At 72.5% G+C, this 14796-nt stretch carries 12 protein-coding genes; 6 read left to right on the plus strand and 6 right to left on the minus strand.

Going from position 1 to position 14796, the window contains the following annotated elements; genetic code table 11:
* Positions 1-2: 2 nt before the first annotated feature.
* The 5 genes from ABIE67_RS24730 to ABIE67_RS24750 all read right to left on the minus strand — a co-directional run bounded on the left by ABIE67_RS24730 (position 3) and on the right by ABIE67_RS24750 (position 5899).
* Entirely contained in the window at positions 3-1178 is a 1176-nt protein-coding gene (locus ABIE67_RS24730) for a DUF58 domain-containing protein (RefSeq protein ID WP_370261137.1), read from the minus strand.
* Positions 1178-2155 (minus strand): AAA family ATPase, encoded by a 978-nt coding sequence (locus tag ABIE67_RS24735; protein WP_370261142.1) that lies wholly within the window; start codon positions 2153-2155, stop codon positions 1178-1180. The genes ABIE67_RS24730 and ABIE67_RS24735 overlap by 1 nt, the downstream gene beginning before the upstream one ends.
* Positions 2152-4347, minus strand: coding sequence for a hypothetical protein (locus tag ABIE67_RS24740; RefSeq protein WP_370261147.1), 2196 nt, complete (start codon positions 4345-4347; stop codon positions 2152-2154). The genes ABIE67_RS24735 and ABIE67_RS24740 overlap by 4 nt, the downstream gene beginning before the upstream one ends.
* A gap of 64 nt (positions 4348-4411) precedes the next feature.
* The gene (locus ABIE67_RS24745; RefSeq protein WP_370261151.1) at positions 4412-5359 is read right to left on the minus strand and encodes a hypothetical protein; all 948 of its coding nucleotides are present in this window, start codon (positions 5357-5359) and stop codon (positions 4412-4414) included.
* A gap of 60 nt (positions 5360-5419) precedes the next feature.
* The gene (locus tag ABIE67_RS24750; protein WP_370261156.1) at positions 5420-5899 is read right to left on the minus strand and encodes a peptidase inhibitor family I36 protein; all 480 of its coding nucleotides are present in this window, start codon (positions 5897-5899) and stop codon (positions 5420-5422) included.
* 236 nt (positions 5900-6135) lie between these two features.
* Here ABIE67_RS24750 and ABIE67_RS24755 point away from each other — a divergent pair, with 236 nt between their 5' ends.
* On the plus strand, positions 6136-7653 hold the full coding sequence (locus tag ABIE67_RS24755; protein ID WP_370261160.1) for a helix-turn-helix domain-containing protein: 1518 nt from the start codon (positions 6136-6138) through the stop codon (positions 7651-7653).
* Between the two features lie 9 nt (positions 7654-7662).
* Here the strand turns inward: ABIE67_RS24755 and ABIE67_RS24760 are convergent, their stop codons facing one another.
* The gene (locus tag ABIE67_RS24760; protein ID WP_370261164.1) at positions 7663-8886 is read right to left on the minus strand and encodes an Ig-like domain-containing protein; all 1224 of its coding nucleotides are present in this window, start codon (positions 8884-8886) and stop codon (positions 7663-7665) included.
* A gap of 217 nt (positions 8887-9103) precedes the next feature.
* Between ABIE67_RS24760 and ABIE67_RS24765 the strand changes: the two genes are divergently transcribed.
* From ABIE67_RS24765 to ABIE67_RS24785, 5 genes are read left to right on the plus strand one after another with little or no spacing between them, the layout of a single operon-like run.
* The gene (locus ABIE67_RS24765; RefSeq protein WP_370261169.1) at positions 9104-10330 is read left to right on the plus strand and encodes a lipid II:glycine glycyltransferase FemX; all 1227 of its coding nucleotides are present in this window, start codon (positions 9104-9106) and stop codon (positions 10328-10330) included.
* Entirely contained in the window at positions 10327-11937 is a 1611-nt protein-coding gene (murJ, locus tag ABIE67_RS24770) for a murein biosynthesis integral membrane protein MurJ (RefSeq protein WP_370261173.1), read from the plus strand. Before ABIE67_RS24765 ends, murJ begins: the two co-directional genes overlap by 4 nt.
* Positions 11938-11960: 23 nt before the next feature.
* The gene (locus ABIE67_RS24775; RefSeq protein WP_370261177.1) at positions 11961-12644 is read left to right on the plus strand and encodes a response regulator; all 684 of its coding nucleotides are present in this window, start codon (positions 11961-11963) and stop codon (positions 12642-12644) included.
* Positions 12641-14119 (plus strand): ATP-binding protein, encoded by a 1479-nt coding sequence (locus ABIE67_RS24780; RefSeq protein WP_370261180.1) that lies wholly within the window; start codon positions 12641-12643, stop codon positions 14117-14119. The genes ABIE67_RS24775 and ABIE67_RS24780 overlap by 4 nt, the downstream gene beginning before the upstream one ends.
* Positions 14116-14781, plus strand: coding sequence for a hypothetical protein (locus ABIE67_RS24785; RefSeq protein WP_370261184.1), 666 nt, complete (start codon positions 14116-14118; stop codon positions 14779-14781). The genes ABIE67_RS24780 and ABIE67_RS24785 overlap by 4 nt, the downstream gene beginning before the upstream one ends.
* The last annotated feature ends 15 nt before the right edge of the window (positions 14782-14796 follow it).

A 14796-nucleotide genomic window follows, 5' to 3' on the forward strand; every position in this document is an offset into this window, starting at 1 on the left:
GGTCACCGCACGGCCTCCCGGCGCCATGCGGCGAGCAGTTCGTCCAGGGACGTGATGGGCGTCCGCGGTACGTCCGAACCGCGGCCAGGCATCTCGGGCGTGGCCGTAACCGTGGCTGTGGCCGTGGCTTCGGCGCCGACGCGCAGCATGGTCACGCGGTCGAAGCGGGGCCGTACCCGGTCCACGGCGCTCAGTCCCCGGGTGTCGCCGGTGCCGGTGACGACGACCAGCGTCCCGCCCCCGCGGTGGTTCGCCGGACCGTCGAAGGCGGCGGCCACGGACGTCAGGTCCGAGCGGCGCACGACGGCCAGCGCGTCCAGCAGCGCCTCGCCGTCGCCGCCCGAGCCGTCGGTGTGCAGCAGCGGCCCCGCCTCGCCGATCAGGTGCACGGGGAAGTGGGAGCGGGCGGCGGCGTACGCGACGGAGGCCGCGCAGTCGACGGCCAGTTCGAAGTCGTCCTCCGAGGCGTAGGCACGCCGCCGGGTGTCGAGCACGAGCGTGGTGTGCGGGAGCGAGACATCGACCATCTGACGGACCATCAGCATGCCGGTGCGGGCCGTCGACCGCCAGTGGACCCGTCGCAGGTCGTCGCCGAGGACGTACTCGCGCAGCGCGTGGAACGTCAGCGAGCCGTCGTCGGCGGCGTCGGAGGCCGGCCCCTCCACATGGTGCGCCTGACCGGACGGCAGCACGGGCAGCGGGCAGATCCGGGGCCGTACGAGCAGCGTGTCCGCGGTGCCGTAAGGGCGCATGCGGCGGGCGAGCCCGAGCGGGTCGATGCGTTCCAGCCGCAGCGGGCCCACCGGCACGCGGCCGCGGCGCGCGGTGGGCAGCGCGTACCGCAGTTCGTGGGCCGCGCCCGGCCGCAGCGGCGGTACGTCCACGGGGATGTCCCGGTCACCGCACCGGTCGACGGCACGCAGGCCCCGCCGGGTGCGGCCCCCGGTGTTGGTGAGGGTGACCACGCCCTCGGCGGGATCACCCCGGCTCACCCTGCTCGGCGCGATCCGCCGCTCGGCGCCCAGCACGGGGGCGGGCAGCGCCCACAGGACGGCGACCGCGACCGAGAGCAGACAGGTCGCGCCGAGCGCCGCGGCCTCGCCGTACCCGAGCGCGTAACCGGTGGTGGTCAGTACGACGCCTCCGGCCAGCGTGCCCCACCCGGTGGCCGACAACATCAGTGGCGTGCCCCGCTGTTCAGCTCCACGGTCGCCAGCACCTCGTCGATCACGTCCGTACCGGTACGGCCGCTCAGCTCGGCCTCCGGGGTGAGGATCAGCCGGTGCGCGAGGACCGGCCCGGCCAGCGCCTTGACGTCCTCGGGGAACGCGTACGGCCGGGACTGCGAGGCCGCCCGCACCCGGACCGCGCGCAGCAGGGCGACGGAGCCGCGCGGCGAGGCACCGAGGTGTACGTCGGGAAGGTCCCGGGTCGCCGCCACCACCCGCACCAGGTAGTCGTACAGCGCATCGGCGACCTGCACCTCGGCGGCGGCCGCTATGAGCTCCGCGATCTCCCGGGCGGTGACGACGGGGGTGAGCGACTCGGGGGTTGTGTCGGTGCCCGCCCCGGTTCCGGTGAGGACCGCGATCTCGGAGGCGTGGTCGGGGTAGCCGACGGTGATCCGCATCAGGAAGCGGTCGAGTTGGGCTTCCGGCAGCGGGTAAGTACCCCCCATGTCCACCGAGTTCTGGGTGGCGAGCACCATGAACGGGCGGGGCACCGGGTGTGTGGTGCCGTCGGCGGTGACCCGGCGTTCCTCCATCACCTCCAGCAGCGCCGACTGGGTCTTGGGGGAGGCACGGTTGATCTCGTCGCCGAGCACGATGTTGGCGAAGACCGGGCCGGGGAGGAACTCGAAGGTGCCGGTGTTCTGCCGGTAGACGGTGACGCCGGTGATGTCGGAGGGCAGCAGGTCCGGGGTGAACTGCACGCGCGCGAAGTCGGCCTCGATGGAGGCGGCGAGGCAGCGGGCGAGGGTGGTCTTGCCGGTGCCGGGCACGTCCTCGATGAGCAGATGGCCTTCGGCGAACAGGCAGGTGAGAGCGAGCTCGATGGTGTCGCGCTTGCCCTTGACGACGCGTTCGATGTTGTCCGCGAGGGTGTGGAAGCACTGGGCGAGGCGGGGGGTGCCGGTGGTGGGGGGAGAGGTCATTCGCATTCCCAGACGTCGGGGTTGGAGCGGGAGTTCACCCAGTGGTCCGAGGTGTACCCGGTGATGTTCCTGCCGAGGGCGGGGTCGTAGTAGGTGTGGAGGGCCCAGACGTCCGTCGTCTTCGAATCGTGCGTGATCTCTTGGCCCTTGGTGTTGCAGTGGACCGTGACCTCGGGCGCCTGCCCGCCGGGGATCTTGCCCAGCCGGGCACCCTCCGTGCTGTGGGGCAAACTACGGATCCCGACGCTGACCCCGTCGTCGTTGTTGTTCACGATCTTCATCTTCTGAGTGGGCGGGGTCAGGTCGATCCACCCGGACGCTGCCGTGCCCGACCCGGCGGCGTTGCTCGCGAGCACCGCCACTCCGTGGATGCTGCGGTTCCGCAGATTCTCGTACGCATACCGGGACTTGGTGGTCTCCGCTGTCCCGCCGGGTCCGTTGATCGTGTATGTCACCGAGCCGTCGGCCCCTTGCGGAGGCAGCCAGGTCACCGTGCCGCCGTGTCCGCCCTGGGCGGGAGTGAAGGTGAGCTCCCGCGGCGCCCCCGGCGCGACGCACGGCCGCGCGGACGCCGAGGGCGCCGACACCTTGTCCGGCCTGCCCCCGCCGTACTCCGCGACCACGGTGAAGCTGTACTGCTCCTCGCACGAGCCGCCCCTGACCTCGAACGCGAACGGGCCGTCGGGCCCGATCTCGTCCGGGGTGACGGTCTGGTCCGGCGCCGCCCCCTTGAGGACATAGCGCTGCGGAGTCGCCCCCAACGCCTCGGCGAAGGTGATGCGGATGGCGCCCGACCGCGACTCCGCCTGCGGCGCTCCCGGGGCCCCGGGCTCGGGTCCCGGCTGCGTCGGCGCGGGCCCGGACGGACCACCGGAAGCACCGTCGGACGGGCCGCCGGAAGCACCGCCGGACGGGCCGCCGGAGGCACTGGCGGAGGGGCCGCCAGAGGCGGCGACACCCGGCACCGGAACCGTCCCGCCCGTCGGCACGCCGTCCTCGACCGGCTCGTCCCCCGGCTTCCGCGCGGACGGCGCATCCGTCCCGTACTTGCCGATGTGTCTGACCTCGCCGTCGGCGTCGATCACCACGGCGGCCGAGCCGTCCGGGTCGTTCGCCCACAACAGGCCGTCGCGGACGAAGAGTTCGAGCTCACCCGCCCCGCCCGTGACCCGCACCGGGGCGGCGAGCGCGGAGAGGGCGGTGTCGTACGCCAGCAGCCTGCCGGTGGACTCGTCGGGCAGGTAGACCCGCTTGCCGAGCAGCCGGGGCGCTCCCAGCCTGTGCCCTTCCGTCGGTACGCGGGCGCGCAGGGTGTGCCCGCTGCGCACGTCCACCACGACCAGCTCCCCGCTGCCGGCGGCCAGCACCGGCACCGCGGAGCCGTCGGTGCCCGTCGGCACCAGGACGTCGGCCGGGTCCGCCCCGGCGAACGCGTCGCCGAGGTCGAAGGTGCCCCGCACACCCGTGGCGGTCAGCACCTTCATCGCGGCGGCGGTCCCGTCGGTCACCACGGGCCGGCCGCCGGCCAGGGTCAGCGTCAGAGCGTGGCCCGCTTCGGCCACCTTGATCGCCGTACCCATCCGGCCCTCGACGAACGGCACCACCGTGCCACGGCCCGGCAGCGGCACCCACAGCGTGCCCTCCCCGTCGACCACGGCGGCTCCCGGCCGCCCGTCCAGCTCCACGGGCGGGCTCGCGGGGGTCGTCCGCGCCGGGTCGATCCGCTGGACGGTGCCCTGCGCGGGGTCGACGACATACGCGTACGCGCCGCCGGAGACCAGTTGCAGCCCGGCCGCACCGTAGTCCGCCGACTGCGCGGCGGTCAGCTGGGCGGCGTCGAGCCGTACGACCCGGCCGGTCCGCTCGTCCAGCACCAGCGTGGTGTCGCCGTCCTGCGCGACCGACACCGGGTGGCCCGCCATCCCGGCCGGCAGGACGACCCTGCCGTCCACATCGCCGGTCAGGCCGTGCGCGTGGGCGACCTCGCCCTTCTCGCTGCTCGCCAGCCAGGCGCCGATGTCGGCGAGCCGCGGCCGGGCACCGGAGGCTCCGGCCCCGACGGCGATCGAGGTACCGACGAGCGCGCCGACCGCGCAGACGGCCACGTAACCGGTGACGCGGTTGCCGGTCGGCCGCAGTCTTGCGCGGGCAGCGGTGAGCAGGGCCGTGCAACGCTGTCGGACCGCCGGCATCACTCGTCCCCCTTGAGGCGCACAACTGCTCCCACGTTCAGGGTAGTTGGGATCCATGAGGCTGTCAGCGAGGAGACGAGACGTGCCAGGCGGCTCGCCGGAGCGCCTGCTGCCTGACCCGCCACACTCCCTCCAGCCGCGACAGCGTCGCCTCGGGCTGCTGTCGCAGGAAGGCCGCACGCCTGGCCGCGAGCGCGGCGCGCAGACCGCTCTTGGCATCGCAGCGCCGGTCCGCCGTGGCGGCCGCGCGCTGTTCGCGGTCGAGCGTGGCGGGGCTCGCTCCCTTGTCGGCCTTGCCCCGGAGCGACTGGATCAAGGCCTCGGGGGTCTGTGCCGGGTGTCCGTTTCCGGCCATGCAGCGCTGCCATCGGTCCAGTGCCGCCCGGTGGTGCCGGTCGTGGGCCAGGTGGTCGGCGAAGAGTGCGTTCACGTCCTGTGGCACGAGGATGTCTTCGAACGCGGCGCGGACACTGCCGTACAGCCGGGCCCGGGTCTGGGCGGTGCAGCCGCCGGTGGCGTAGGACCCCTTCGTGCCGCTGGGCAGTGTCAGGGGGGCCACTCGGTCGGCCGGTCCGCTGAGGGCGGTGACATAGCGGTCCCGCTCGGCGGCGGTGAGGGACCGCACGTACCGGTCCTGCGCCGGGGTGTCCGGGCTCGCGTCGCCCGTCTCCGGGGGCACCACCCCGTAACCGGCCGGTGAGCCGGTTCCGAGTACGTCGGCCGTGGTGATGCCGGCCAGTGGCTCGGGGCCGGCGCTCATGATCAGGTAACGCAGGCCCAGCTTTCGCATGCACCGCCGGTCCAGCACCTGTTGGGCTGTGAAGAGCCGCCAGCGCTGGCGCAGTGTGGTGGCGTCACTGGTGAGGACGGCCGCCGCGCGCTGCAGTGTCCGCGCCGAGGGCGCCGCGGGGTCCGGCCGGGAAGCCGGTCCCGCGGCGCATCCGGCGACGCAGATCAGGACTGCGGCCAACGCGGTGACGCAGAGAACGGTTGCCGTTCTACGGGCGGTCATCCGTCGTGGTCGGGGATTCATGATCAGCCTGTCGGTCGTCCGATCGCCGGGGTGAAGGGCTCAGCAGTCCCAGGTCCACTTGTTGCTGCTGATCTTGTCGTTGATGCTCGTCGAGGTGCCGGGCCAGTACACCTTGGTGAACTCGGGGTGGTGCCAGCCCTTGGGGAGGCAGAGGTTGCGGCCCCCGTAGTTGGCGCTTTCGTACACACGGACGCCCATGCCGCTCGCCCCGTGGTTGTAGCCCGACGAGGCGCAGTCGTTCCAGGTGCCGGTCGGACACGCGGGCTGGCGGAAGGCCGTCCATGTGGGGTTGTCCCCGGCGACCTTGCCCATGGCGCCGCCGTAGTTGATGTCGGACCAGAAGCAGAAGTACGTGGACGGGCAGTCACCCACCGCCATGGGCGACACAGCGGACGACCCGCTCCGGGCGGCCGGCGACGCGTACCACTCGGGGTTCGCCTGCGCGGTGCCGGGCAGAGCGGCCAACGTCAGGGCGGCGAGCCCCCCGGTCGCCAGCGCGGTGGCGATTTTGCTCCTCATGACTGTTTCTCCTTGGTCGTGTCGGCGGCCCACGGCGGTCTGACCGGAGCCCCTGGCCCGTTCCCGAGCCACGCCGACGCTGGCAGCGCTCGTCGGCGCCTGGCAACGAATCGCCGCCCGGTGGGATGCTGGGACGCCGCGACACGTGGTGACCTCGCACTTCGGTCGGCCCGCTGGGACACCGGGGGGACAGAGGGGCGGCGCGGTACGACGGTGGGCACCGAGGGGAAGACCAAATGGCATCGCAGCCCGTGGAGTTCGAGGAGTTCGCGGCCTGTTTACGGGCGCTCAGGGAACGGGCGGGCCTCAGCTACGGAGCGCTGGCCCGCAAAACCCACATCAGCAGTTCCAGCCTGCACCGGTACTGCTCCGGCTCGTACGTCCCCCAGGACTACGGGTCGGCCCACCGGTTCGCCACGGCCTGCGGGGCGTCACCGGAGGAACTGCGCCGATTACACCGGCTCTGGGCGCTGGCGGACGCGGCGCGGGAGCCCGACCGGAGCGGCGACACCGGCACGGCCCCGGCCCCGAACCCGGACTTGGCCCCGAACTCGGACCTGGCCCCGGCCCCGAACCCGGCCCCGGACTCGGAGGCCGTGCCCACCCCACACCCGCCATGGCACCGCAGGAAGAGGTCACCGGCTCTCGTCGTGATCGCCCTGGTCCTGGCGCTGGGCGCCACGGCCTGGGGGATCGCGGCCGTGTCCGGAATCGGATCCCCGGCGGGTGGCGACGGCGCGGGCGGCGACGGGGAAGGCCTCCTGTTCTCGGCGGAGTGCGCCAAGCCGGTGAGCCTGGGGCAGCGCGGAGTCTGCGTACGGGAGGTGCAGCGGCTTCTGGCCCGAGCCGGGGCCGAGTTGGACGTCGACGGCGATTTCGGCCCGCAGACCCTGCGTCGGGTGACCGCCTTCCAGGCGTTGTCGCGCATCGACGCCGACGGGGTGGTCGGCGAGAAGACGAAGAAGGCGCTCTACGCGGCGAGAACCCGGATGGACAGCTGGTCGCCCGGGAAGGTGCGGCAGCGCGTCCGCAAGGTGTTCCCCGAAGTGCCCGACCGCGCGGTCGCCGTCGCCGACTGCCAGTCGTTCCTCGACCCGTTCCACATCGTGCCGAACCCCGACGGCACCCGGAACTGGGGCGTTTTCCAGATCTCCGACGCCACGCTACGGAAACTCGGTGGTACACCGCGCGACGCCATGGACCCGGAGTGGAACATCCAGGCCGCCCATCGCCTGTGGAGCCGTATGAAGAACTTCGGTGCCTGGCCGCACTGCGACCGTGCGTCCTCGCCGGAAGCCGTCGACCCGGCCCTGGTGCAGGCGGTCGACGACCGGCCGACGAAGCCGGCACAGAACGCCCCCTCGTCCTCGCCGTCCGCCACCACCGTCTGCCCGGCGCCGGGACAGCGGTTCAAGACGCCCTACGGCGACCGGGTGTACCTGGTAGGCCCCGGCCGCCGTCTCTACTACGTCCCCGACGCGACCATCTACTTCAACCTCTGGGACGACTGGAACGGCGTCGCCGTCGTCAACGGCGGTGTCTTCGCGGACTGCTCCTGGGGCGAAGCCCACGAGCTGGCGAACGCCTTCCTGGCCAGGACGAGCGGCAGCTCGCGGGCCTACCTCTGGGACGCCTGGTACGGCTACCGCCCGATCACCGACCGGACCGTCTTCGACAAGTACGGCTTCTCGGAGACGAAGATCCAGACACGGCCCTCCCTGTCCCCCATCAGCGGCGGCACCAGGTGGCAGTGAGCGGGGGTCTCAGCGCAGCGCGCTCTTCCGCTGCCACTCGGTCCACGAGAGGTTCCACGCGCCGAAGCCGTTCCCGGGCGCGACCACGCCCTTGGTGTCCTTGCCGGTGATCTCGAACGGGTCGCCCGCCCGCACCTGCGCGTAGAACCAGTCCGCGTTCGCGTCGCTCATTCCTATGCAGCCGGAACTGTGGTTGGAGTTGCCGAAGTAGCGGGCGTTCCAGGGGGCGGCGTGCGCGTACATGCCCGACCAGGTCAGCCGCATCGAGTAGTCGACCATCTTGTTGTAGGCGTCGGCGAGGCCCACCGTCTCGGAGTTCATGTTGATCGTGCCCTCCTTGGCCATGAGCACGGCCGTTCCGCGCCAGGAGCGCTTGTCGCCGCCGGGCGTGCCGCCGGAGACCGGTATGCGCCGGACCGTCTCGCCGTCGCGTACGAGGGTGAGTTGATGGCGGTCGAGGTCGACCTTGACGATCTGCTGGGCGCCGATGGTGAAGGTGGTCGTGTAGTCGCGTACGAACCAGCCGCCGGCCGCGCCCGAGTCGGTGCCGTTCAGCTCGGCCTTCAGCGTGACCTCGGTACCGGGCTTCCAGTACGCCCTGGGCCGCCAGTCCACCCGGTCGCGGCCCGACCAGTCGCGTATCCAGCCCCAGGAGCCCTCGGTGTTGTTCGAGGTGGTGATCCTGAGCTGCTTCTCGACCTCGGCCCGGTTGTCGACCGGGTTGTCGAAGACCAGGGAGATCGGCTGGGCGACCCCGACGGTGGTGCCGGTGCCCGGTCGCCAGTCGACCTTGTTGACCTTGTCCGCCGGTGCCGTGGTGAAGGAGGCCCTGGTGCTCTTGGCGGTTCCGCCCTCGGACCGGGTCGCCGCCGTCACCTCGTACGCCGCGCCGGGTACGGCCTTGCGGTCGGAGACCCACGACCGGCCGTCGACGGCGGCCTTGCCGGCGAGCCGGTGGCCCTTGGCGTCGGTGACGGTCACCGAGGTGAGGCTGCCGCCCGAGGCCGTGACCTTCACGGGCTCGCCCGCCGGGACGTTCTCTCCCTTGGGCGTGACGGTGACCGTGACCGGGCGGTCGTCGGCGGCCGCCTTCTCCTTGGCGTCCGAGGAGCCGGAGGAACCGGAGGAGCCGCTCGACGAGCAGGCGGCGAGCGGCGTCAGCAAGGCGGCCAGGGCGGTGGCCACGACGGTGGCCCGGACGCGGGCTTGGGCAAGTGCACGGGTGCGCGACAACGAGACCTCCGAGAGGGAAGCGAACGAGTGGAAGAGTCGGCGATGTCGTGACTGTAGAGCCGGAAAACCCGAGGTCAGCGGCTATGGAGCTATGTGACGGCGACTGGTGAGGAACCGTCATGGTCCGGTCACATTCGCCGGACGGAGCGGTCATGGACCGCTGTGAGCCTCCTATGTGTCCCCGCCACAGGTCCGGGGAGAAGGAGAGGCTCAGACTGTGTCAGCGCTGCTCGTGCCGCCCAGCCGCGTGCCCCAGGCACGGAACCGGGGCTTTGCCCTGCGCACCATCTCCGCGGAGACCTACCGCGCCTTCCTCGCGTCTCCCGAGGGCGCGGCGCTCGGCGCCGGATTCCTCCAACTCCCGTCCTGGGCCGACGTCAAGGAGGGCTGGCGGGCCCAACTCCTCGGCTGGGGACCGGATCCGGAGGCGGGCGAACTGACCGGCGTGGCCCTGGTGCTGCTGCGGCAGTTCCCCGGCACCCGCAAGTACTTCGCCTACCTCCCCGAAGGGCCCGTCGCCGACTGGAACGACCCCGGCGTCGACGGCTGGCTCGGTCCGCTCCTCGAACACCTGCGCCGCGCGGGCGCCTTCGCCGTACGCATCGGCCCGTCGCCCGCCTACCGGCGCTGGGACGCCGCCCTGCTCAAGCCGCTCACCGGACCGGGCCGGCGCCTGGGCGACGTCCTCGCCAGCGAGGTCGACCCGCTCGGCACCGCCGTGGCCGAACGGCTGCGGGCCCGGGGCTGGCGCCGCTGCGGCGGTGACGGGGCCGGAGGGAGTGGGACCGGCGGGGGCGGAACCGGCGGGGACGGGGACGCCCAGCCCCGGCACGTCTTCCACGTGCCGCTCGCCGGACGCACCACCGAGGACCTGTGGTCCGGGCTCAACCAGGAGTGGCGACGCAACGTCCGCCGAGCCCAGAAGGAGGGCGTGGAGGTGGTGGTGGGCAGTGCAGCCGAACTCCCCGAGTTCTACCGGCTGCTGGGCATCACCGAGCGACGCGACGGCTTCCGGCTCGGCCGCTCGCTCGCCTACTACGAGCGTCAGTACGCGGCGCTCAACGCCGAGGAACCGGGCCGGATGAAGCTGTACCTCGCCCGGTACCAGGGAGAGATCCTCGCCGCCCACACGATGATCACGGTGGGCCGGCGTGTCTGGTACCAGACCGGCGCCTCGGCCGACCACCGCCGCGAGGTCCGGCCCTCCAACGCCCTGCAGTGGCGGATGCTGCAGGACGCCCACGCCCTGGGCGCCCACGTCTACGACATGCGCGGGGTACCCTCCACTCTCGATCCGGGGGAACGTGCGTACGGACTGCTGCGGTGGAAGCTCGGCACCGGAGGACAGGTCGTCGAGACGTTGGGGGAATGGGAGAAACCCTTGGCAGGCAGCGCCAACCACACGCTCTACCGCGCCTTCCAGGCGTACCTGAACCGCCGATGAGCCAGACGGCAACCAAACCCGCGGCGGCCACCCCGGCGCGCGGCAGCGCCGTCATGGCCGCCGGATCCGTCGTCTCCCGGGCCACCGGTTTCGCCCGGTCCGCCGTGGTCGCGGCAGCGCTCGGCACCATCGGGCCGGTGGCCGACGGCTACGCGGTCGGCAACGCCCTGCCCACCATCGTCTACGTCCTGCTCCTCGGCGGCGCGCTCAACGCCGTCTTCGTGCCCGAGCTGGTCAAGGCCGCCAAGGAGCACGACGACGGCGGTGCCGCGTACACCGACCGACTCGTCACCGTCTGCGTCGTCGCCCTGCTGGCGATCACCGCGACCGCGGTCTGGGCCGCACCCGCGATCATCGACGTGTACACCGACTACACCGGCGAACAGGCCGCCATGACCACCGCGTTCGCCCGCTACTGCCTGCCCCAGATCTTCTTCCTCGGCCTGTTCACGCTGCTCGGGCAGGTACTCAACGCGCGCGGCCGGTTCGGCGCGATGATGTGGGCGCCGGTCCTGAACAACATCGTCGTCATGACCGTCTTCGGTCTGTACCTGGCCCTGGCCATGGGACGCGGCGACACCCTCACCGCGACCGAGACCGCCGTCCTCGGCTGGGGCACGACCGCCGGTATCGCGGTCCAGGCACTCGCCCTCGTCCCCGCCCTGCGCGCGGCCCGCTTCCGCTGGCGGCCCCGCTTCGACTGGCGCGGCAGCGGACTGACCCGCCCCCTGCGCTCGGCCGGCTGGCTGGTGCTGCTGGTCCTGGCCAACCAGGCCGCCTACTGGGTCACCACCCGGCTGGCGACGACCGCGGGCCTCGACGGCGGCCCCGGATACGGCGCGTACAACAACGCCTATGCCCTGTGGGTCGTACCGCACGGCATCATCACGGTCTCCGTGGTGACCGCCCTGATGCCCAGGATGAGCGCGGCCGCGGCCGACGGGGACACCGCCGCCGTGCGCCGGGACGTCTCCCACGCCCTGCGCGTCAGCGCCTCGGCCGTCGTACCCGCCGCCTGCGCGCTGCTCGCCCTCGCCCAGCCGGTGATGGCCCTCGTCTTCGGATACGGCAGGACCAGCGCCGCCGACACGGCCGCCATGGCCGGGATCCTGATGGCCTTCGCCCCGGGACTCGTCGCCCTGTCCGGCCAGTACGTCCTGTCCCGCGCCTTCTACGCGCTCTCCGACACCCGTACGCCGTTCCTGCTCAACCTCGTGATCGTCGCCCTCAACGCGGGACTGTCCCTGGCCGCCGCCCACCTGCTGCCCGCCCGCTGGGCCGTGACGGGCATGGCGGCGGCGTACTCACTGGCGCTGTGCGCGGGCTGGGCGCTGACCGGCCGGGTGCTGAGCCGCCGGCTCGCCGTCGTACGGCCCCTGCGCTCGTCGGCCGTCGGCGCTCACGCGCGGCTGCTGCTCGCCGCCGTTCCCGCCACCGCGCTGGGCCACTTCGCGGCGCTGGGAACCGGACCGGCGGGGGTGGTGGTCTCCATGCTTGCCGGCGCGGCCGTCATCGTCCTCACCTTCGCCCTGCTCGCCCGTCCGCTGCGGCTCGCCGAACTCGACGCGCTGATCGCCGGTCTGCGCCGGCGCCTGGCCCGGACCTGACCACCACCGAGGGAGAACCGCCGATGTCCCGCGTGCTCCTCATCGAGGACGACCCTTCCGTACGCGAGGGGGTCGAACTCGGTCTGCGCCGCCGCGGCCACGAGGTACGGGCGGCCGCGACCGGCGAGGCCGGCCTCGCCGCGATGGCCGAGTTCCGCCCCGATCTGCTGCTGCTGGACCTGATGCTGCCCGGAATGAACGGCGTACAGGTCTGCCGGCAGGTCCGTGAGCACAGCCAGCTGCCGATCATCATGCTCACCGCGCGCGGCGACGACTTCGACGTGGTCATCGGCCTGGAAGCCGGTGCCGACGACTACATCGTCAAGCCCGCCCGTACCGAGGTGATCGAGGCCCGCATCCGTGCCGTACTGCGCCGCCTGGACGACGGCGGCTCGGGCCGCCCGGCCATCGAGGTCTACGGCGAACTCACCATCGACCGGGCCGGACTGACCGTCACCAAGGCCGGCCGGCCGCTCGCGCTCGCCCCCTCGGAGCTCAAGCTCCTGCTGCACCTCGCCGCCGCCCCCGAGCAGGTGTTCAGCAGACAGCAACTCCTCGAGCACGTCTGGGATCACAGCTACCACGCCGACGCCCGACTGGTCGACGCCTGCGTCGCGCGGCTGCGCGGCAAGATCGAGGACGAGGTCGGCAGCCCCCGCTACGTCCAGACACTGCGGGGCTTCGGCTACCGCTTCGGGCCACTGTGAGCACCGGCCCTCAACGGTCGCGGTTCAGGGCGTTCGGGCTGCGTACCCGGCTGCTGCTCGCCTTCCTGCTGGTCGCCGCCGTCAGCGCCGGCACCACGGCCGCGCTGACCTACCGTGAGGCCCGCAACGCGGTGCTGCAGACCGCCCAGGACACGGCGGTCACGTCGTTCCGCGACCAGGTCCAGCAGACGGGCTTCGGGCTGCCCCTGCGGAATGAGGGCGGCGGCCTGGAGGAAGTCCTGCGTGACATCGCCCGCAAGGGCAAGCCGCACCCCTGGGTGGTGTTCGCCGAGTACGGTTCGGTCCGCGCCTCCTCGGGCGAGAACCGCGTCTCCACCGTCATCACACCCGAACTGCGCCGCGCCGCGCGGGCCAACCCCCACGGCAGCTTCGAGCGGGTCGTCAAGGACGGCGTCCCCTATCTGACCATCGCCATGCCCATGGTCTTCAAGGCGAGTCCGGACAGCGTGCTGCCCAGCGGGCTCGTCCTCTACGCCGTCATGCGGATGACCGACGAGCAGGTCAACGTCGACGCCCTCCTCATGGCTGCCCGCGACGGCGCCCTGCCCGGCCTCGCCGTCGCGCTGATACCCGGCCTGATCGCCGCCCGCAGCGTGCTGCGCCCGGTGCGGGAACTGCGCCAGGCGGCCCGGAGCATGGGCAGCGGCCGACTCGACACCCGGATTCCGGTGCGCGGCAGCGACGAACTGGCGGATCTGGCCCGCACCTTCAACGAGTCGGCCGCCCAACTGGAGAGGTCCGTGCGCGAGCTGCGCGAGGCCGAGGCCCGCGCCCGCCGCTTCGCCTCCGACGTCTCGCACGAACTGCGCACCCCCCTCGCCGGAATGCTCGCCGTCACCGAGGTCCTCGACGAGGACGCGGACCACCTGGACGCCGACACCGCCCGGGCGGTCCGGCTGGTCAGCGCGGAGACCGGAAAGCTCGCCGTGCTCGTCGAGGACCTGATGGAGATCTCCCGCTTCGACGCCCGCGCGGCCGAGCTGAACGCCGACGAGGTCGACGTGGCCGAGGCGATCCGCAAGACCCTCCACAACCGGCACTGGACCGACGACCGGGTCCGCAGCGAACTCCCCGACGGCATCCGCGCCCGCCTCGACCCACGCCGCTTCGACCTCGTGATCGCCAACCTCGTCGGCAACGCCCTGCGACACGGCAGCGCGCCCGTCACGGTGAGCCTGCGCACCGAGACCCGCTCCCCGTCCCCGCCCGTACTGATCACCGAGGTCACGGACAGCGGCCCCGGCATCCGTCCCGAAGCCCTCCCGCACATCTTCGACCGCTTCTACAAGGCCGACGCGGCCCGCACCCGCTCGGCGGGCAGCGGCCTGGGACTGGCGATCACACAGGAGAACGTGAAGCTGCACGGCGGATCGATCCGCGCGGGGAACCCGCCCGGGGGCGGTGCCGTCTTCACCGTCGAGATACCGCTTCACGCGGAGGAGGCCTGCGGATGAGGCGTGCGCGGACGCGCCGACGTGCGGCGGGCGTCACTGTCGCCGTCGCCGTCGCGGCGGCCGTACCGCTGCTCGGTGGCTGCGGTATCCAGGAGACCGACGTCATCGAGGCGGGCGGTCCCGCCAGCTTCCAGGCCTTCTTCAACCGCGACAGCGACATGCTGCTCTTCTTCCGTTCCCCCGACGGAGGGCTGAGCCCCGTGATCCGGACGCCCGAGCCTTCCTACGTGGAGCCGGGCGCCGGAGACCAGAACCCTGGCGACCAGAACCCCGGTGATACGGCGGGCCCGGTGCCGACGGAGAAGGTGGTCACGGCACTGCTCGGTGGTCCACGGGACGAAGACCGAGCCGCCGGCCTGAGCACCGCCCTCCCCGCCGCCCGCCCGGGCGGGACCGTCGAGGTCGAGCGCTCCTCGGACGGCGGGGTCACGACCCGCCTGCCCCTTGCCCTGGAGGGCCTGGACAGCACCGCTCTCGATCAGCTGACCTGCACGATCGCCTACAGCCAGGACGCCGACGGCCAGATCGTCGTGGAGCTGAGGGGACAGGACGGGGCCTCGGAATCCGGCACTTGTGGACTCGCCCCCGGCAACACCGGGAAGGTCCCCACGGGGACCGAGACCCGGGCACGGACCACGTCACCGCCCGGCACGAGCGGCTGAGAAGGCGTGACAAGG

It is taken from the genome of Streptomyces sp. V4I8, from assembly GCF_041261225.1.
Classification (GTDB): Bacteria; Actinomycetota; Actinomycetes; order Streptomycetales; family Streptomycetaceae; genus Streptomyces.